The 20306-nt window shown below is 43.4% G+C and carries 18 protein-coding genes; 15 read left to right on the forward strand and 3 right to left on the reverse strand.

Annotated elements, in window-relative coordinates:
• Positions 1 to 151: 151 nt before the first annotated feature.
• The 6 genes from ACMXYP_RS07975 (at position 152) to ACMXYP_RS08000 (ending at position 7399) form a co-directional block, all read left to right on the forward strand.
• On the forward strand, positions 152 to 2836 hold the full coding sequence (locus ACMXYP_RS07975) for a DNA translocase FtsK 4TM domain-containing protein (protein WP_415884480.1): 2685 nt from the start codon (positions 152 to 154) through the stop codon (positions 2834 to 2836).
• 21 nt (positions 2837 to 2857) lie between these two features.
• Positions 2858 to 3514 carry an outer membrane lipoprotein chaperone LolA gene (gene lolA / locus ACMXYP_RS07980; protein WP_415884481.1) on the forward strand — a complete coding sequence of 219 codons (657 nt, stop codon included), beginning with the start codon at positions 2858 to 2860 and terminating at the stop codon, positions 3512 to 3514.
• 49 nt (positions 3515 to 3563) lie between these two features.
• On the forward strand, positions 3564 to 4859 hold the full coding sequence (locus tag ACMXYP_RS07985) for a replication-associated recombination protein A (RefSeq protein WP_415884655.1): 1296 nt from the start codon (positions 3564 to 3566) through the stop codon (positions 4857 to 4859).
• Positions 4860 to 4881: 22 nt separating this feature from the next.
• A complete protein-coding gene (gene crcB, locus ACMXYP_RS07990; RefSeq protein ID WP_415884482.1) occupies positions 4882 to 5253 on the forward strand; it encodes a fluoride efflux transporter CrcB in 372 nt (123 codons plus the stop codon).
• 28 nt (positions 5254 to 5281) lie between these two features.
• Positions 5282 to 6556 carry a serine--tRNA ligase gene (gene serS, locus ACMXYP_RS07995; protein WP_415884483.1) on the forward strand — a complete coding sequence of 425 codons (1275 nt, stop codon included), beginning with the start codon at positions 5282 to 5284 and terminating at the stop codon, positions 6554 to 6556.
• 162 nt (positions 6557 to 6718) lie between these two features.
• Positions 6719 to 7399 carry a DUF4189 domain-containing protein gene (locus ACMXYP_RS08000; protein ID WP_415884484.1) on the forward strand — a complete coding sequence of 227 codons (681 nt, stop codon included), beginning with the start codon at positions 6719 to 6721 and terminating at the stop codon, positions 7397 to 7399.
• Positions 7400 to 7478: 79 nt separating this feature from the next.
• On the opposite strand, the gene ACMXYP_RS08005 is transcribed toward ACMXYP_RS08000, so the two are convergent.
• Positions 7479 to 8447 carry an integron integrase gene (locus ACMXYP_RS08005; protein ID WP_415884485.1) on the reverse strand — a complete coding sequence of 323 codons (969 nt, stop codon included), beginning with the start codon at positions 8445 to 8447 and terminating at the stop codon, positions 7479 to 7481.
• A gap of 679 nt (positions 8448 to 9126) precedes the next feature.
• On the opposite strand from ACMXYP_RS08005, the gene ACMXYP_RS08010 reads away from it, so the two are divergent.
• The 3 genes from ACMXYP_RS08010 (at position 9127) to ACMXYP_RS08020 (ending at position 11735) form a co-directional block, all read left to right on the forward strand.
• On the forward strand, positions 9127 to 9414 hold the full coding sequence (locus ACMXYP_RS08010; RefSeq protein ID WP_415884486.1) for a hypothetical protein: 288 nt from the start codon (positions 9127 to 9129) through the stop codon (positions 9412 to 9414).
• A gap of 83 nt (positions 9415 to 9497) precedes the next feature.
• Complete coding sequence (locus ACMXYP_RS08015) at positions 9498 to 9887, forward strand: hypothetical protein (RefSeq protein WP_415884487.1); 390 nt, start codon at positions 9498 to 9500, stop codon at positions 9885 to 9887.
• Positions 9888 to 9980: 93 nt separating this feature from the next.
• Positions 9981 to 11735 carry a hypothetical protein gene (locus tag ACMXYP_RS08020; RefSeq protein WP_415884488.1) on the forward strand — a complete coding sequence of 585 codons (1755 nt, stop codon included), beginning with the start codon at positions 9981 to 9983 and terminating at the stop codon, positions 11733 to 11735.
• Positions 11736 to 12107: 372 nt separating this feature from the next.
• On the opposite strand, the gene ACMXYP_RS08025 is transcribed toward ACMXYP_RS08020, so the two are convergent.
• Complete coding sequence (locus ACMXYP_RS08025; RefSeq protein ID WP_415884489.1) at positions 12108 to 13262, reverse strand: IS110 family transposase; 1155 nt, start codon at positions 13260 to 13262, stop codon at positions 12108 to 12110.
• Positions 13263 to 13383: 121 nt separating this feature from the next.
• Here ACMXYP_RS08025 and ACMXYP_RS08030 point away from each other — a divergent pair, with 121 nt between their 5' ends.
• From ACMXYP_RS08030 to ACMXYP_RS08050, 5 genes are all read left to right on the forward strand, one after another.
• A complete protein-coding gene (locus tag ACMXYP_RS08030; RefSeq protein WP_415884490.1) occupies positions 13384 to 13866 on the forward strand; it encodes a hypothetical protein in 483 nt (160 codons plus the stop codon).
• Positions 13867 to 13933: 67 nt separating this feature from the next.
• A complete protein-coding gene (locus ACMXYP_RS08035) occupies positions 13934 to 14341 on the forward strand; it encodes a hypothetical protein (RefSeq protein ID WP_415884491.1) in 408 nt (135 codons plus the stop codon).
• 78 nt (positions 14342 to 14419) lie between these two features.
• Positions 14420 to 14917, forward strand: coding sequence for a DUF2867 domain-containing protein (locus ACMXYP_RS08040; RefSeq protein ID WP_415884492.1), 498 nt, complete (start codon positions 14420 to 14422; stop codon positions 14915 to 14917).
• 62 nt (positions 14918 to 14979) lie between these two features.
• Entirely contained in the window at positions 14980 to 15516 is a 537-nt protein-coding gene (locus tag ACMXYP_RS08045; protein WP_415884493.1) for a GNAT family N-acetyltransferase, read from the forward strand.
• A 230-nt stretch (positions 15517 to 15746) separates the two neighbouring features.
• Positions 15747 to 17702 (forward strand): methyl-accepting chemotaxis protein, encoded by a 1956-nt coding sequence (locus ACMXYP_RS08050; RefSeq protein WP_415884494.1) that lies wholly within the window; start codon positions 15747 to 15749, stop codon positions 17700 to 17702.
• Positions 17703 to 17773: 71 nt separating this feature from the next.
• On the opposite strand, the gene nhaB is transcribed toward ACMXYP_RS08050, so the two are convergent.
• Entirely contained in the window at positions 17774 to 19279 is a 1506-nt protein-coding gene (nhaB, locus tag ACMXYP_RS08055) for a sodium/proton antiporter NhaB (RefSeq protein ID WP_415884495.1), read from the reverse strand.
• A 259-nt stretch (positions 19280 to 19538) separates the two neighbouring features.
• On the opposite strand from nhaB, the gene nudC reads away from it, so the two are divergent.
• Positions 19539 to 20306 (forward strand): NAD(+) diphosphatase, encoded by a 768-nt coding sequence (nudC, locus tag ACMXYP_RS08060; RefSeq protein ID WP_415884496.1) that lies wholly within the window; start codon positions 19539 to 19541, stop codon positions 20304 to 20306.

Consider the following 20306-nt stretch of genomic DNA (forward strand, 5'->3'; position numbering starts at 1 on the left):
ATTGAGTGCAGTTATATTACAGATAAGAGTAAAGAAAACCTGCATCTCGTAACTATGAATTATAAACCAATGCGCTTCAACCGTTAGTCGCGGATTAAATTATGTTATTGTAGTCATTGGTTTTTTAATACAGATCTATGGAGCTTCACCCTTGAGCGCGACCGACAACGGACAACGTTTAAGTTTTCCCGAATTACTTGTAAGAATCAGCCGTGAATCGAGTTTAATCGTTGTTGTTACGGTCAGCCTGTTTTTGATTGTGGCTTTATTTGGATTTAATCCGAAGGATTCAGGATGGTCACACCTAGGCTATCAGCCAGAAATTAGCAATTTAGCGGGGCCAGTAGGTGCTTGGATAGCAGACCTTCTTATTTCTGGTCTAGGGCTAGCTGCATTTTTTATCCCGCTTCTAATTTTGTATCAAACCGGACGTTTTCTGTTTAGAAAACATAGCGGTGCATTGGATGTTATCCCTTTCTTTATGCTGCGTTTAACTGGCGCTTTGCTGTTTTTAACGGCTTTCAGTGCGCTGAGTGCAACTCACATCTCTAACACTGGTTTAGATTATCCTTTCACTGCGGGTGGTATTTTAGGTGAAGCGGTTTCTGACTTAGCTGTCTCTCTATTAAGTGTATTGGGCAGCTCTTTAGTACTCTTTGCGCTACTTTTGTTTGGATTAACCTTGCTGCTAGAAATGGGTTGGGGCTCAGTCCTCGAAAGAGTAGGGCAGAAAGTTGTTAAGTCGACAGAAACTGTACTGCCTCAAAAGCAAGAGCGAGAGGCATCACTGGATCTTTCTGATGATGAGCTTTCAAAAGCCGAAGCGACTTTGCAAAGAGACTACATAAAGGATCAGTTTGAAGAGCAAGCGCCTCCAATCGTTAATGACCGAATTGAACCGAGTTACTCTGACATTGCTAAACCAGTCACGATCGAAGAGAAATTTGCCTCTCGATTCAGTTCTGCAGGTGTCATGGATACTGCTGAAAATAAAGAATCAGCAGTTGAAGAGGTTTCTTTAGTGAGACCTCAGAGTACTCGCCAGGAACCTAAAGTTGAGCAGCAGATAGAAGAGCATATTGATACTGAAACGGGTGAAATTCTCACTGCACCTGAGCCAGTGAAAGCGAAACCTGTAAAACAAACGGTGGAAGAGCAAGCTGTTGTACAAGCTGTATTGGCAACATCTCCAGAATCAGTTCCAGTTGTTACACCAACAGTAGCAGAAGACGCTAAACCGCAGGTTAAAATCGTACCGCTGTCTGAAACGCATAAGCCAATGCAAGATAAAGAGCTTGGTTTGGACGAAGCCGGTGCTCCAAAACGTAAACCTGCACGCAAGATTCCGCCGTTAGAGCTTTTAGATCCACCAGAACTGAACACAGATACGGGTTACTCGCCAGATGAGTTAGAGCAGATGTCTCGCTTGCTTGAGAGTAAGCTAAAAGACTTTGGTGTAATCGCGGAGGTAGTCGAGGTAAATCCTGGCCCTGTAATCACTCGATTTGAGATCCAGCCTGCACCGGGTGTTAAAGCCAGCAAAATTACCAACCTAGCTAAAGATCTTGCTCGTTCTATGGCCGTGACCAGCGTGCGTGTAGTTGAAGTTATTGCAGGTAAGTCGGTAGTCGGTATTGAGATTCCAAATGAATCTCGTCTAACTGTACATCTTAGTGAAGTGCTGAGTTCTAAGCCGTATCTATCAGCGGGCTCTAAAGTGACTATCGGTTTAGGTAACGATATTGCAGGTAACCCTGTGGTAGCTAACCTTGCCAAAATGCCTCACTTGCTGGTGGCAGGTACAACCGGTTCTGGTAAATCGGTAGGTGTAAACGCTATGCTTCTATCGCTGTTGTTTAAAGCAACACCAGAAGAGGTTCGTTTGATCCTAGTCGATCCAAAGATGTTGGAGCTTTCTATCTACGAAGGGATTCCACATCTATTAACGCCAGTTATCACCGACATGAAAGATGCTGCATCGGGTCTACGCTGGTGTGTGGGCGAGATGGAGCGACGTTACCGTCTTATGGCTAAGATGGGTGTACGTAACCTAGCCGGCTTTAACGACAAGATTGATGAAGCACGTAAGAAAGGCGAGCCTCTACTAGATCCACTTTGGAATGCAGAAGAGCATGGCGAGCCATTCGGTACACCTGCACCTGAGCTCGAACCACTACCTTACATTGTTGTTGTGATCGACGAATTCGCCGACATGATGATGATCGTAGGTAAGAAGGTAGAAGAGCTAATTGCACGTATCGCTCAAAAGGCCCGTGCTGCAGGTATCCACTTAATCCTAGCGACTCAGCGTCCATCGGTTGATGTTATTACCGGTCTGATTAAGGCAAATATCCCAACGCGTATCGCTTTCCAGGTATCTTCACGAATCGATTCCAGAACAATCTTGGATCAATCCGGTGCAGAGCACCTGTTAGGTTGGGGTGACATGCTTTATCTACCTGCTGGTACCAGCTTGCCAAATCGTGTGCATGGTGCATTTGTAAGTGATGACGAAGTGCATCGCGTGGTAGAGGCCTGGAAGAAACTAGGTCAGCCAGATTATATTACTGAGATTACTGAAGGTGATGCTGTTTCAGACGGCGGAGGTTCAGGTTCACTGTTCGATGATGAACAAGACCCGCTATATGACGAAGCGGTCGCATTTGTATTGGAAACCCGCAAAGCATCGATTTCCAGCGTGCAGCGTAAGCTTAAAATTGGTTATAACCGCGCCGCTCGAATGGTTGAGGCGATGGAAGCCGCTGGTGTTGTAAGTACTGCGGGCAGTAATGGGCAGCGTGAAGTATTAGCCCCATCTCCGAACGGTGAGATGTAATATCACCTAAAAGGTTTGAGTATGAGATTTACGAGCTACATTAAGAAATTTGTTATTCATACAGCATCAGCCTGCCTAATCGCAGGGACCAGTGTTGCGATGGCTGCAACCGATGGTGCCAATAAACTGAATGAGTTACTACAAGGTTACGACAGCTTTTCAGCCAAATTTGAACAAGTTACCTTGGCTGAAAATGGCCGTGAAGCACAGAAAACAGAAGGAAGTTTGCTATTAGCTAAGCCTAATCGTTTTCGCTGGGAAACTCAGCAGCCATTCCCGCAAGAGATTGTATCTGACGGTGAATATATCTGGATCTACGATCCTGATTTAGAGCAAGTGACACAAAGAGCAGCAGATACTCAGCAAGACAGTGCGCCTGCATTGATTCTGAATGGCCAAATTGGCGAGTTGCAGAAAACTTACGCAGTTCGTTTAATTGAAGACACTGGAAGTGAGCAGATCTTCGATCTTAAGCCGTTATCTGATCAATACAGCTTCAGCCGCATCCGTTTAGCATTTGCTGGTAATGTGATTTCTGAGCTGATGCTGGAAGATTCACTAGGCCAACGTACATCTGTCGTATTTGCAGAGCAGACACTGAACCCAGAAGTGACCAATCAAAGCTTTTATTTCCGTGTTCCAGAAGGAACAGACGTTATTGTAGATATTGAGGAATAGAGTGGATCTATTTTCCCAAGCGCCTGCATACGAGCCATTAGCGGCTCGTATGCGTCCAAGAACACTGACCGAATATATTGGTCAGTCTCATCTATTGGGGCCAGACAAACCACTAAGGAGCACATTAGAACAGGGCGTTGCCCATTCTATGGTGTTTTGGGGGCCGCCAGGTGTAGGGAAAACAACGCTCGCAAAGTTGATTGCTCATCACGTTGATGCACACTTTATAACACTTTCTGCTGTTTTATCGGGCGTAAAAGATATTCGTGTCGCGGTAGAGCAAGCAAAACAGCATTCGATGCAAAGTGGACGCAAAACGATCCTCTTTGTCGATGAGGTTCACCGCTTTAACAAATCCCAGCAGGATGCCTTTCTACCTTATGTAGAGGACGGCACTATCATCTTTGTGGGTGCAACCACAGAAAACCCATCTTTTGAGTTGAACAACGCCTTACTTTCGCGTGCGAGGGTATACACCCTAAAGTCACTTCAAGAGTGTGAAATTCTTGAGGTGCTACAACGGGCAATTAACGACAGCGACAAAGGACTGGGTAATAGAAACTTCCAGATTACTGACGATATGTTAGCGCGTTTAGCGCAAGCTGCGGATGGTGATGCTAGGCGCTCACTAAACCTTTTAGAAATCGCGACAGATCTAGCCGAAACACAAGCAGATGGAACAGAACTGATTAATGAAGAAGTTCTGGCTGAGGTACTGCGATCAACGGGACGTCGTTACGATAAGCAGGGTGATATCTTTTACGATCAGATCTCTGCGTTTCATAAATCAGTCCGAGGCTCATCACCTGATGGTGCTCTGTATTGGTATTGCCGAATGCTGGATGGCGGTTGTGACCCCTTATATATCGCAAGACGGCTGGTAGCGATTGCCTCCGAGGATATTGGCAATGCTGACCCTCGTGCTATGCAAGTGGCCTTATCAGCATGGGATGCATTTGATCGCGTAGGGCCTGCAGAAGGTGAAAGGGCAATAGCGCAAGCCGCTATCTATTGTGCTTCTGCGCCAAAGAGTAATGCAGTTTATCAGGCTTTCAATCAATGCATGGCAGATGTTAAGGCACAGCAAGGCTATGAAGTGCCAGTTCATCTTCGAAATGCGCCAACCAGCTTGATGAAAGAGATGGGCTACGGTGATGAATACCGCTACGCGCATAATGAACCCGACGCTTATGCTGCTGGAGAATCTTATTTACCGCCAGAAATTGCAGATCAGCAATGGTATCATCCTCAAGAAAGAGGCTTGGAGCTGAAAATAGGTGAAAAATTACGTCACCTTAAACAGCTCGATCAGCAAAGCCCACTCAAACGCTATTCAGGCGAATAACCGCAGGGAAAAGGATTAGGGGATGTTAAATCTCATCGCAATTGCCATTGGTGGTGCAACGGGTGCATTAGGTCGTTATTGGGTAAGTAGCTTACTTAATAATGCCGAGCATCGTATCCCTTACGGCACCCTAACTTGTAATGTGGTTGGCTCCTTCTTGATGGGCGTGTTATTTGTTCTCATTCTTGAAAAATCTAAACTCAGTCCTGAGTTGCGACCGCTATTAATGGTTGGTTTCATGGGCGCATTCACAACTTTTTCTACTTTTTCGTTAGAAACTGTCGCAATGCTGCAGCAAGGGCATATGATGTCGGCTGCGATTTATATATTATTAAGCGTTCTACTGTGTTTGGTTGCCATGTATGGCGGCCTTTGGTTTACACGCTTGTTCTAATCTTTATACATAGGTGTTTTAAAAGCTCATGCTCGACGCAAAAATTGTCCGTGCTAACCCGGAAGAAGTAGCACAGCTGCTGAAGAAAAAAGGTTTTGAATTCCCGGTTGATCAGTTTGTTGAGCTGGAAAACCAGCGTAAACAGCTTCAGGTTGAAACTGAGAACCTACAGAGCGAGCGAAACACACGATCGAAAGGCATTGGTAAAGCAAAAGCTGCTGGTGAAGATATCCAGCCATTGCTAGCAGAAGTTGCAGATCTAGGTAACAAATTAGATGCAGCTAAAGATGAGCTGAATAACTTGCAGGACAACTTGGAAGAGCTACTTTCTGGCGTACCAAACATCCCAAGCGATGAAGTACCAGAAGGAGCCGACGAAGAAGATAACGTAGAAGTACGCCGTTGGGGTACGCCACGTGAATTCGACTTTGAACCACAAGATCACGTTGCGCTTGGCGAAAAGAGCGGCGAACTAGATTTTGAAACGGCTGCTAAACTGACCGGTTCTCGTTTTTCTGTAATGACTGGCAAATTGGCACGTCTACACCGTGCGCTTATCCAGTTCATGCTTGATACACAGATTGAAGAACACGGTTACACAGAAACTTATGTACCGTACATGGTAAACGAAGATAGCCTTCGTGGTACCGGTCAGCTACCTAAGTTTGGTGAAGACCTATTTAAAGTACCGTTCGGTGATCGCCAGTACTACCTGATCCCAACGGCAGAAGTACCAGTAACAAACATCGTTCGTGACGAAATCGTTGATGCAGCTCAGCTGCCGATGAAGTACACAGCGCACACGCCTTGTTTCCGTTCTGAAGCGGGTTCATCTGGTCGTGATACGCGCGGTATGATCCGTCAGCACCAGTTCGAAAAAGTTGAGATGGTACAGATCGTTGAGCCATCAAAATCTTGGGATGCGCTAGAAGACATGATCCGTCATGCTGAAGCCATCCTACAGAAACTAAACCTTCCATACCGTGTAGTAACACTATGTGGTGGCGATCTAGGCTTTAGCTCCGCTAAGACTTACGACATCGAAGTATGGTTACCAGGTCAGGATAAGTACCGTGAGATTTCCTCTGTTTCCAACATGACAGACTTCCAAGCGCGTCGCCTAAAAGCGCGTTGGAGAAACCCTGAAACAGGCAAGCCTGAGCTTCTGCACACGCTAAACGGCTCTGGCTTAGCGGTAGGTCGCACACTGCTAGCAGTTATGGAGAACTACCAAACTGCTGACGGCAAGATCCAAATTCCAGAAGCCCTACAGTCATATATGGGCGGAAAAACTGAGATCTAATCTCAGGGTGATTAAGAAAAACACGCTTTTTACAGCGTGTTTTTTTTGGTCTGTATAATGAAAATACGACTCAGGGCTGATCGCCTTGTAACTTAACATGAGCAAAGGCTTTGAAGCTTTATGCCTAGTGAGAACTAATTGATAGATTAAGGACAAGTCTCAATGAATAAGTCACTCATCGCGATGATTGCAGTTCCATTGTTATCCACCTCAGCTATGGCTGATGGTAAATTCGGTGCATTGGCAGTGGACAGAAATAATGGATTCTATTTTGGTTGGTCCCATGACTATAGTTCACAGTCGCAAGCGAACATTCGAGCTTTAAGTGAATGTAATAGCCGTGGTGGGAGTTGCTCCGTTGTGTTGGAGTTGTCTGGCGCTAACCGATGTGGTGCTTACCGCACGATTAGCGGTGACGTTAGCACCGCTTATGGTTGGGGTAAGGCAGATAACAAGCAAAGTGCAAACAACATCGCGCTGAGTGAGTGTCTGAAACGTTCAGGTGGTGAATACTGTGGCAACCATGTTTGGACCTGTAACGCTGTTACAGTAGAGAAAAAAGCGAAAGCTAAACGCGTAGATATGGCGCAACTTAAACGTATCATCACAAGCTACTATGATCACGAAGGAATGTGGGCGGGTCAGTTTAAGATTGGTTATATCGGCAAAGTGCGCCTTGAAGGGCAGGGAGAACGCTTTCAGGCGCATGTTCGTTATAAATATGAACCCTTACCTCTGAATGAAAGAAAGGCCGGTTTTGATCAGCGAATCTTTCACATTGAAAGGATGGGTAATTCATACAAAGTTATAAAAATGGATGACTATATGTCAGCTTCGTTTTGAAGTTGGTATGAAAAGAGAGTAAAGCAATTATTAAACACGCCTTAGGGCGTGTTTTTTGTTATAGAGACTGATTGTCAGTTTACTCAAAATGTAGCCGTTCTAATGGGCTGTTGGTGCCCGCGTAATGTAGACCCAACACATGGGTATAAATCTGTGTCGTTTTAACATCGTTATGGCCTAGCAGTTCTTGCACTGTACGAATGTCTCTACCTTCTTGTAACAAGTGCGTCGCAAAAGAATGTCTGAATGTATGACAAGTAATCCTTTTGTCCGTAATACCTGATTCTATTACTGCTTGTCGTAATGCTTTGCCTATTACCGTGTCATGTAGATGATGACGACATTGATCATTAGAATCCGGATAGCAGCAGATGCTGGTGGAAGGAAACAGATACATCCATTTATGTTGCCTAAAGCCATTTGGGTACTTTTTATTAAGACCATGTGGCATAGAAGGGCCAATACCACGTTCATTGTCTTTTATCTGAATTTGTTTGGCTGTATCAATTAGATTTTTAAGTTCAGGCTTTAACGAAGGGCTCAGTAAAGTTTTTCTATCTTTGTTACCTTTACCGTCCCGAACAGTTAATGCATTCTGCTCTAAATCCACATCCTGAATTCTTAACCTTAAGCATTCGTTTAATCTCAGGCCGCTGCCATAAAGGAGCTTAAAAACAGTCTGATTTCGTCCTGTCGTACATGAAATGATTTTTTGAACTTCAGCGGGCGTTAAAACGGTAGGTAAGTGACGCTGTTTAGTTGCGTAACGAAAGTTGAGGTCGCCCAACGGGCGATTAAGCACTTTGTGATAAAGGAAAATCAGAGCGTTCAAAGCAACTTTTTGAGTATTAATCGCTACAGATCGGTTTTCCGCCATGCTGGATAAATAGGCTTTTACCTCTTCCGAACCCATAGCTTCGGGGTGTTTCTTCTTATGGAAATAGATAAATTGTTTAATCCAGTAGATATAAGTTTTCTCGGTACGAATGCTGTAGCCTCGTAACCGAATTTCTCTTCGGACTTTATTAAGAAAAGGGCTCTGAGCCATACCAATTACCTCCATGTAATGCATGTATGAATATACAGTATATTTATTGGTTGGCAAATTAAGTGACCGAATTTGATATGTTTCTCGGCTCAGCTTGCTTGTTTTACAACCAAGTTTAAGTTAAAAAAGTAAGTAAATCAGACAGATGGAAGTCTAGCTGGGGTAGATACACGGACCCCCGTATATCAATTGATATAGCGCATGCGCGGTTTGTCACGGAAGAATTTTTAGCATCTTAGAATTATTCCTTCCTTTTCAATTCCTTACATCTGTTATTGAACAAATACTGTTAGGGTAGATATACGGACCCCCGTATATACAAATGTTATGTGTCTGTGAGAAAGGTATGAAATTTGAGGAGCTTGGTATTCAAAACAGTTTGCTGTGGTTCTTCATAGCTATCTTTCTATTCTTTTGGCTAGGGGAGCAGCTTCTGGGCGCTGTTACGAGTTCAGAAATACAAAATCTTCGAGTAACAAATATGGTTTCTCTAAATTCGAATCCTATCTGGTTTGCTTTTGTTACGGTATTTAAAGTAATCGGGTGGGGGTTTTCCGTATTAGTCATTTATAAATACGTAACATCAAAACTGAAAAATAAAACACATAACAAGGCGCTTAAGTAATGACGCGCTTTGCGCGCCACTTAGCTGAGCGTTATGTTTCCTTAGGTCCTTACTATGTTGGCTTTTAATTGTGATCCATTGATAGAGCAAGTTTTTACGGTAGGCTTTGTTTTATCAATCCTTGCAGTCATCGTTACAAGTTTTGTTGTTTTCTCAAATGAAACGAAACCAGAGAAAGGCAAATGGGTTCTATTAGAAATACTGGGACCACTTCATCCATTAGTAACAAATCGTTATTTGAATGAAAAAGGCAGGAAATGGAAAGCCTATGCTGGAATTGCAATTTTTTGTTTAGTCGCAAGTATCCTAGTTTTGGAGTTGTTGCCGTCATGCCAACCTTAAAACATCAAAAATCGCCCTACGGGCTTGGACCGTCGCTGCGCTCCGGCCCTTTATGTTGGGCGTTATGTTTCAAGGATCTCTTGATGAGTAATGAAAGGCCTACAAGTGTTAGTGTGGTCAGTTGGTTCTTTATTATCTCTGGTCTTCTAGCTGTTCTTAGCGCTATTGGCTATGTATTTGTTGCTGTATCAGAACCTGATGCTGCTTCCCCAGTATGGAAAGGGGTATTACAAATATTGATTGCAGCATTTCTAGTTGTGGCTGGCATTTTCTTTTTAAAAGGCTCTGCAAAAGCTCGATTATTTCTAGAGTATTCAACTTATGTTTTGGCTTTTTTCTTCTTAAGCTACAGTGTTGCTTTAGCCAGCACGTGGGGATATGGGCCCTTATTTGGAGCTATCGTTTATTTAGTTCCATTATTCTTTATCAATCGAGCACTAAGGAACCCAAAGGTGATGAACTTTGTTAATTAAACATAACAAGCAGCTCAATTATGACGCGCTTTGCGCGCCACTTAGCTGAGCGTTAGAAGCCCTTAATACTCATACATCGGAGAATAAAATAGAGTGAATCAAGAATGGTTTGAAATGCAAGATATCCGACGCAAAAGCTTCGGCAAGTCAGTCTGGATTCCACTGCGCGCAGTATTTAATAAAGAGAAACAAGGGAGATATGGCTACGAGGGCTACAAGGAGGACTTTTTCGGTAGCGGCTCAATAGCTGTACCGAATGATAAAGTTGAAGAAGCAAAGAAACTTGGCTGGATGGATATTGGAATCAGTCATAATCACGCGGGCTGGGTTGAAGATGGTAAATATATACCAGCAGAAGTTTATCGAGATTACGGTGGTGAGTTTGAAGGAGTCCACCTTGTCTTAGATCAAATGTCTCAAGATGATGGCCCCAACGTTTGGCATTTGAATCAAGATTTGGTGGTCACACTTGGATTGCAGCGAGAAGGTAATTCTTGGGTTTGCCCAAATGACGGTTATGTTGAAGTTGCACGTCTGGAACTAACTGAAAACAACAAGCCTGTTTTATTGGAAATCAAATCTCTATATTTGAAGGATTATCTCTGCGCTAGAGATATGGCGCTCTATATGACGCATTACTTTAATAGAGATACCATTCTTAGCGATGCATCCCATATTGATTGGGAAGATGGAAATAATAGATACGAGGGTGAGCTAGATCGTTGGGAAGGCCGAGTTGCAGAGATTCATGAAGGTGGAAATCCGTTTGGTGGGAAGATGGCTGTGTTTCATGTGGCTAGAACGGATGTTGATGAAACTGACGATGTGCCAGATATATCTGGTATTCCTACCGACGAAAATACTCATGGAGAGTCTTGGGAAAGAGAATTCGAAGGCCGAAAACTTTATAGAGTATCTGGCGAGCTATGGCGAAATGAAGTTATCCTGCCGGGGGCAATCAGCTCAAGGGTTCGTGGAGATGAGACACAACCAACTACATTTTTTGTTGTTGATGCAGAAGGCAACAAGTCATGTGGGCGAGACCTTGTCAACTCTGGAAAGTGGGTATGGTTTAAGCCCGAGGTCATAATGGCTTTATGCCATAGACGAGGTGGTCATCTCTCCTTTTATACCGCTCAAACTGGTAGTGTTTCTTGCAGTCATGGTTATGGTGTTCATTTTGGAGTTAACGAACTCAGTTTAATTAATGTATATGCAAAGGATATAGGCCTTCTGCCAGAGTGGCAGCAACAGATCTGGGCTGGTTACAACATTAGTCCAGAAGGAGGGGTTTCCAACGAGCTACTTGCATCCCAAGTGAAAGCCGAACCCGCGGATACGAAAGCTCCAGAAGAGTTTTTAGGTCAAGGCATTGAGCTTGTAAACAAATTGGCAATGGAAAAGCTTAATATCCAGATATTTCGGCAACATGATGCAATCCCTCAACTCATTGAGAAAACTCATCGTTTTAGGGCTGTAGATGAACAGTCTTTTTTTGCATTAGCAAAAGATCTTGCAAGACTAATCGCAGATAGCCTCGATGCCCAAGCAATGCAATCTATTGTTACTCCACCGAAAAAGGAAAAATGGGGTTCACTGAAGTCTTTGGAGAATTTATTGGCTTCAAAATACGACAGGGAATTGGTTCGAAAGATCACCTCATCCTTAGTTGGCGTATACGAGTTGCGTCATGCTGATGCACATTTGCCTAGTAGCAAAATTGAAGAGGCATTTAAGCTTATCGAAATTGATAGGGCAGCACCTTTTGTTTATCAGGGATTTCAAATGTTACACCATGTTGTATCTAGCTTGTTTGGCATTGCCGAAGGTCTTGAAAAATGGAAGTAGCAAAAGCTTCTAACAAGTTGCTGCACGCGGAAAAATTACTCGCTTCGCTCCTAATTTTCCGGTGAGCAAGGCGTTGGTATGACTCCCACTGTCAAGTACAGGCACACTGATTTCTGCTTTATCTGTTAAGCCCTTCTTTCAATTAAAGTGAGTGAGCGCATCGAATGAGGCCGGTAAGTTCGTCGGTTTTCATGCTGGTATTCGTGGGTTACTCACTTTTCAGTAAGCAGTGCCTACCTTACTTTTTCCGTCGTGACACCGTTCTTCAGTCTATGCTCGTGGATCAACTGCGGGTGCAGTTGCCTGCCTAACGCCGTCGGAGATTATGCCACTGCCGTGGTCTGATCCGATGCACTCGCTCAACGCCTCTCATTACGCAGGGACCCTTGATAACCGTTTAGCTGGATCCACTGGTGATAAAACCACTTCTCTGGCAATCGCCCAGATATACGCCACCATCTCCCGCGCTATTGCCGTGACAACCACGTTATAGTGTTTCCCACGTTTCATTAAGCGTTGATAGCGCCGACACAACCTGAGTTGGGCCTGCCAGCCGATATCCACGATCTCTTTACTCAGACACTCCTGTCGCTTCTGTAACTCGGTTGAGATATTGGCGCTGTAGCGATAGCTGTGTGCGCCTTCGATTAATAGACGCCTGGCTCGGCCATTACCGCATTTAGTGATACTACCTTGCCTGCGGTGCCCGCCACTGGAATGTTCGCTGGGGACTAAGCCGAGATAACTCATCAACTTACGGGGATGATCAAAGCGGGTGAGATCGCCCAGCTCTGCAATCACACCCACCGCAACCAACAGACGTACCCCACGCATCGCCTGTATTGCTTTTACAACAGGATAGTATCGCCAGTTTTTGACATGATGGATTAGCTCATTATCCAGCCGCTCCAAGCGTTTGATCCGTTCAGTTATGGTCTGTATGTATTCCTGTAGAACGATTTGCTGGCTTGGGTAAGGTAGTATGAGTTCTGTCAGCCACCGCAGGTGTTTTTGTGACCAGTTATCCTGCACGGTGGGTTTGATATTGTTACGGAGCAGTAGGGCCTTGAGTTGGTATTTGCCATCTTTCAGGTCTTTCATGGCAGTTTCACGGGCACGAGAAAGGTCACGGATTGCTTCATCTTCCGGTTCTGGAACGTAGATGGGATCTAGGTCACCGGTACGTAGTAGATTCGCCAGTTTCATGGCATCACGCTTATCGGTTTTGATACGTTCCCCTGGCTTTTTGGGAATGAGAGAAGGTGCTACAACATAGCAGGGGAACCCCAAGCTGGTGAGCAACCGATAGACCCAATAGCCACAGGGGCCAGCTTCATAGACGAAGTGCAATGTGGCTTTTGGGTATTTTGATTGCATCTGTCGAGTCAGTTTAGTCATCGACAATTTGCTGCTGGAGATGCGTCCGAGATGAACGATATCAGCTTGTCGTTGATCTTGGACATAGGCTACTTCGACAAACTCTTTATGGGTGTCTAAGCCAATAAAAACTATGCTACTGTTATTCATGCTGACCTCCGTTATGTATTGGTAACAGATACAGTATGGCTCTGGCTTTCAGCTAACCCACGAGAGGACGGAGGTCAGCACCTCGTGGGAGTCATTATGTCTATGCCTATAAGGAGTTCATGTGATCAAGGTTTTAGTAAAAGGTTTTTTCTTTGGTATTGGTTTTTCAATAGCTGTTGCTATCTGTGGTTTCATTGGCTTCAAATATTTTGAAAACCAGAATGTTAGTGGGAAAGACTATACCGTGTCTGACCTCAGGAAATGGAACAAGCTTAGTCCCGAAGAACAGATGAACACAGCATCAGCTATAGCTTTAATTAGCTATTCAGCTGGAGAAAACTCAAAGCAAGTTGCCTCAATTTCTAAGTTGTATAAGCAAAGCTCAAATATTCAGGTTCATTATGATGAAGGAGATTTGTACCCCAAAGCTGACATAACCTTAGAAGAAAATATGACAGTTCCCGAAGGTGCAATAGTCTTATTTATGGGCTCACCGGCAAATGGGGTATCTACAAGTTTTATTTACAACAACAGAATTCGTTCTCTCGGTGATATCTCAGTAACTGAATATCTAGCAGAATATGAGAAAAAGCATAACAAGTAACAGCAGCCGATCGTCGCTGCGCGCCGCCAGCTGTGTTAGGCGTTATCTCTCAAAAGTGAGTCACCATATGAATCGAAAATTATCGGTTGTGTTAGCAGCCATGCTATTGAGTGGCTGCTCCGTTCCAATTACACCCCAAGGAGTCATTGAAGGTCATAAAGCAAAGAGAGTTGAAACCCTAACGGGGCCAGTAGAGCAAAATTATATATTTAGCCTTCAGCTGTTACCTAAGTGCTATAAAAGTCTAAATTTTGCCAACTCGTTATATGCTCAACGTTATGAAGAAAACGGTTCAAAATTTATTTTACTCGGGAACAACATTAAGGGTGGAACCGGCTTATTTGAATTCATGCCTAGTAAAAAAGGAAATACAAATTTAATAGCGCATAACAAATCATGGTATGACATCGATGTGGAGTTATTCCATAGGTATGTGGATGGTATTGTTTCGAACAATATCAATATTTGTGATTGAGATAACAAACAAAGGCTTTCGCCCCATACTGCGAGGCAGCTTTAGGCGTTATCTGCTTTCTTTATAAAAAGCGTTTTTATGATTTCAGAAATCGAATTTCCATCAACAACCACAATCAACGGTAAGGAAAGCGCAAGTTATTACCGAGACTCCTTTAAAGTTTCTGTTCGTCATAACGGCTTGAATGCTAAGGATGTTTACCATCGCATTTTTGGCTATCTGCCTAAGAGTATTCAGTTAGCACTCAAGATAAGAAATGCTGTTGTTAAAATGTTTGGTTTTTCGGCGAGTTCTACTGAAATGTCGCTGAGTTTGAATGAGATTGAAGAGGGAAGGAAAGCGGGCTTCCTCAATATCGAACTCGTCAAAGACACTGAGGTTGTGTGCGGTGCTTACGAGCCTAATATGGATATGTGGTTATCTGTTATGAAAACCTCGGATCAAGCGTTTGCGGTATCAACCTTAGTCAACTTGAAGACTAAATCAGGCAAGATCTATATGGCTATGATTAAGCCATTTCACAAGATGGTCGCTAAGTATTGTATACGACAGGCGATTAAGGCAGGCCGGTTGTAGTGATTAGTTGCTAGATATTAGTGTCTAGACTGAACTAAAAATAGAATCTCAGGACTGTATATATGGAATGTTCGGTTTTTAATCACAGCTGTACTCAACAAACTGTAGATCTGTTCGAGGATGTTTTCACAGTGTCTGCTGGTGAGGAAGAAGGGGGGGTACTAAGCCAGTTGGTAACCAAGTTGGTAAATGAAACACCGGAAAACGATCTTCATGGCTTTTGTGCACATGAGCATGGCAATTTAGTTGGCGCTATATTCTTCAGTCGGTTAACCCTTCCGAATAAAACTCTAGGGTTTATGTTGTCACCTGTGGCTATTGCTAGCAGCTTCCAAGGAAAAGGTATTGGCCAAAAGCTGATCCGATATGGGTTAGATCAGTTAAAAGCAAAAGGCATAGAGCTGGTGGTTACTTATGGCGATCCTGCTTTCTATTCAAAAACTGGATTTAGACAAGTTAGTATTGAGTTAATCGAACCACCTTATCCATTGAGTCAGCCAATGGGATGGCTTGCACAGATGCTTAATGATCGTGATATTGATCCTTCAAATGGGAAATTAGGCTGTGTTAAGGCCTTTAATAATCCAGATTATTGGTAAACATCAAAATTAATTATGTGAGAAAGCCAATACCACTAGGTTTTTATAAATGGTTTTCTGCTGTGTTGTAGCTGTATTGCTTCCTGTTAAATGGGGTTATGACACTTTTTAAATATACCTCCTCTTAAAAAATCCCCTTGCATTAAGATTTTCTGAACTACACTGATGTTTAAACCATAAACAAAATATACACGAGCCTTAAGGATGAGTCTCTTGAAGCGAGTTGTTATATGTTTCAGAAACTTAAACTAACCGCTCAGATTAGTGCGGGCTTTTCTTCGATCATCATTCTTCTTGCGGTTATTTCGACCGCTTCTTGGGTAGGCGTTAGCAGTGTATATAACGGTGTAGTGGAGTATCGAGGTCTTGCCAGAGATACCAACTTAGCAGGTCGTTTGCAGGCAAATATGCTGATGGTGCGCTTAGGCGTTTTAAAATTTCTTAATGAGCGCAGTGAAGAATCGATCAAGCAGTACGATGCGCGTTTAGCCAAAGTTGAAACCTTTATGGCAGAGGCTAAAGTCGAGATTCAAAAGCCAGAACGTGCTGAGTTAGTAGCTAAATCCGCTCAAAACCTAATTAAGTATAAAGATGGTTTTAGCAAAGTAGTTGAGCTGTTTAGGGCGCGAAATAATTTGGTTAAAAATCAGCTTGATCCTTCCGGTCTATCAATGCGTAAGCAGATGACTAGTATTATAAAGTCGGCTTATGCAGATAATGATATTACCGCAGCTTTCTATGCCGCGCAGGTTCAAGAGCACTTACTCCTAGGTCGATTGTATGTGGCTAAGTACCTTATTACTAATGCTAATGCTGATGAGGAGAGGGCCAAGCAGGAGCTTCAAGAGAAAATATGGCCTTTTGTTGAAAAGCTGGATGAAAATCTTCAAAACCCAAATCGTAGAGAGTCATTACGGGTATTTAAAGAGCAGCACGAGCAGTACATCTCTACTTTCAGAAAGGTAGTTGAGATCATTGAGGAGCGAAATGGCTTAATCAATGGGACCTTAAATAAAATTGGACCGATCATTGCGAAAGACTTAGAAAACGTAAAGTTATCGGTTAAGAAGGACCAAGATGCTTTAGGACCAGAGATACAGGCACTTGCAGAAAATACGGTCATGATGATTGTTGTGCTTTCAATTTTTGCAGTGATTGTCGGTGTAGTTTTATCTTGGGTAATCGCTAAGATAATCCGTAAGCCTATAGGTGGAGAACCTGCTGATATTGCTGCGATTACTCGAAATATTTCTGAGGGTGATCTGTCTAGAAATTTAACCGTCTCAAGTGGTGATACAGGCATATACCGATCTGTTAGCGAAATGTCTCAAATGCTGAAATCGCTTATTGGTAATATAATAAGCACCAGTAAGGACCTTTCAGTTAATGCTGATTCTGCCAGTCAAATATCAGAACAAACCTCGCATATTATTGATCAGCAACAGACTAAAACCTCATCAATCGCTGCTGCTGTTAATGAGATGGCAATGAGTATTCAAGAGGTGGTACGTCATGCCACAGACTCGGCTACCCAATCTAATGAAGGTTTATCTGAGGTAGAAAGAGGTAAGCAGACCATCAGTAAAACATTGGAAGAGATCGGGGATCTTGCGAGTAACCTTGAAACAACCGTGGAATTCATCAAAACCCTTGAGCAAAGTAGTTCAGATATCGAAGTGGTGATTGGGGTTATTCAGAATATCTCTGAACAGACCAACTTACTAGCGTTAAACGCTGCAATTGAGGCCGCACGAGCAGGTGAGCAGGGCAGAGGCTTCGCAGTCGTAGCGGATGAAGTCAGAACTTTGGCGCAAAGAACGCAATCTTCTACTACTGAGATTCAAGAAATTATTCAGCGTTTACAATCAGGTACGGCAGATACTGTAAAAGCGATTGAAACCAGTTACTCGCAATCTCAACAAACCGTGGCGCAATCCGAAGAAACGGCCCAGGCATTAGAGCGTATCCATAATGCGATTAATTCGATTAGCGAAATGAACATTCAGGTGGCGGGGGCTGTTGAGCAGCAATCTGCGGTGGCTGATGATATTGCTCGGGACTTGGAAACTATTAGTGCCGGTTTCGAACAAACCGCAGCTGGGGCTAAACAGTCTGCAGCTGCTAATGATCAAGTAAGCGATATTTCAAAACAATTGCAGGGTATGGTTTCTAAGTTCAAAGTATAAATTCTAAATTGCTTTTAATAATAAAAGGCCAGCATTTCCATGCTGGCCTTTTGTTTTTTTTACATGGTTGGTTAGAGATACATCTGTAGGGATGTATAAGCCACAGCGCTCATCACGATAGTGTAAGGCAGGGCCATAACAACCATCTTGCCGTAAGAAAGGCGGATAAGCGGTGCTAAGGCTGATGTGAGTAGAAATAAAAATGCAGCTTGCCCATTGGGTGTCGCGACACTTGGGATATTGGTGCCTGTATTGATTGCTATGGCAAGCGAATTGAAATGCTCGCGTGTAATTGAGCCGCTATTCAAAGCTGAAACGACTTCATTGATATAAACCGTTGCGACAAACACGTTATCACTTATAGCGGAAAGTACTCCATTGGCGATAAAGAATACGCCCGGTTGTTGTTCTACCGGTAATTCTAAAACTGCTTCGATAATTGGTTGGAATAGGTGGTTTTCATGAATGACTGAAACAATTGAAAAGAATACAACTAAGAGCGCGGTGAAAGGCAGTGCCTCTTCAAATGCTTTCCCTATCTGATGTTCTTCGACAATGCCGTTAAAGGCAGTTAGAAGAATGATTATCGTAAGGCCAATTAAACCTACTTCTGCAACATGAAAAGCCAGTGCAAAGACTAAAAAGCCGGCAACAAGGGCTTGGATGCAGAGTGCCGCTTTGTCGCGCAAGGTGCGCTTACCATCCTGTTCAGCCGCAAAATCTAAAAGAATATCCCTAACGTTTTTTGGTAAGCGTGCTCCATACCCGCAGATTTTAGTTTTTTCGACTAAGGCACAGGTGATTAGCCCGGCAGCTAGCACTGGTAATGTAATGGGTGCCATAAGTAAAAAAAATTCCAAAAAGTTCCAACCGGCTTTTTCAGCTATTAATAGGTTTTGTGGCTCTCCAACCAGCGTACATACTCCCCCAAGCGCTGTACCGACAGCTCCGTGCATAAGTAAGCTTCGTAAGAAGGCACGAAATTCTTCGAGATCGGCATGATGATTCGCATGTACGGCTTCATCATCGGCGTGGTCGTGATCAGGATTGTGATATGCCTTCCCCGAAGCAACTTTGTGATAAACCGCATAAAAGCCGACGCCTACACTGATCAGCACAGCGGTGACAGTAAGGGCGTCGAGGAAAGCAGATAACAATGCAGAGAAGAAAGAGAACAGTAGAGCGAGCAGGGTTTTAGATCTAACCTTAATGAGTATTTTGGTGAACACCCAAAGGAGCATATCCTTCATAAAGTAGATGCCAGCTACCATGAACATCAGTAAAAGGATTACTTCGAGGTTAGCTTCTATTTCATGGGCGACGGTATCTGGGCTGGCAAGTCCAATGATTATGGCTTCTATAGCTAGAAGGCCGCCAGGTTGAAGTGGGTAGCATTTCAATGCCAGAGCCAGAGTAAATATAAATTCGAAGATTAAGATCCAGCCCGTAACTACAGGGCCAAAGGTAAGCAGTAGAATTGGGTTAAATATTAGAAACCCGATAATCGCTAGCTTGTACCATACGGGTGAGTTTCCCAGAAAATTTCTAGCGAATGCTTGTGATATTGTGTTGGTCATTTTTATGATTTCCTATAATCAGAACAGCTATTGCTGGTATAGGTGTTTACCCTTATTTGTTTTGGGCGGGCATAGACTAACAGTTGGTTTTATAAATCTAAAGGCTAAGGTTATCGATGGGCGCATCTTTTATTAAAATGGCTGATAACTTGTGAATGGAGTTGTAAAAAACGCTGCTTAATGTATTTATAGCTGCATCAATAGAGTTGTAAGCTCGTACATCAATAGGCATGTTCAGTAGAAAATTTGGAGGTAAGTCTTGGGGTTGCAGGAGAAAAACTACTTTTTAGCATTCAGGGAGTCTCTTCTTTGTGATCAACATGAGAGATTTCTTTTCTCCGAAGTAGAGCTAGAATCACTTGATGTGGAGATCAGTTTTCATCTTCCTGATGTTTCTAATAAGTCTTATCAAATTGCCGTTTTAAAAGATGAGGGTAAACGCTTATTTTTAGAGGCGTTGGATTTGCGTTCAGCTTTATCGCAGACAGACAATGAAGATGAATTCTCTATATTGTCTGCTGCAGCTCAAGTGGTAACTTGGCATGCCTCGTTTAAGTATTGTCCACGCTGTGCAACTGAACTGATGATGGATGAGATGGATCTTGCCAAGGTTTGTCCATCCTGCGGACATCATCAATATCCACGCTTATCGCCTTGCATTATCGTTTTGGTTCGCAACGGTGAAAAATGCCTTTTGGCGCATTCCAGCAAGTTTAAATCTGGGCGTTATAGCACCTTGGCAGGCTTTATCGAAGCGGGGGAATCTGCAGAGCACGCGGTGGAGCGCGAGGTGATGGAAGAGGTAGGGATTAAGGTGAAAAACATTGAATATGTTTGTAGTCAATCCTGGCCTTTCCCGCACTCATTTATGCTTGGCTTTATGGCTGATTATAGTGAGGGTGAGATAACGCCCGACGGTGAAGAGATTCTAAGCGCTGATTGGTTTAGTGTTGATGACCTGCCAACCATTCCACCCAAATTTACTATCTCGAGGCAGTTGATCGATAAGTTTATAGAAGAGATGTAA

The sequence above is a fragment of the Neptuniibacter sp. QD34_54 genome, from assembly GCF_047778055.1.
Lineage (GTDB): Bacteria > Pseudomonadota > Gammaproteobacteria > Pseudomonadales > Balneatricaceae > Neptuniibacter.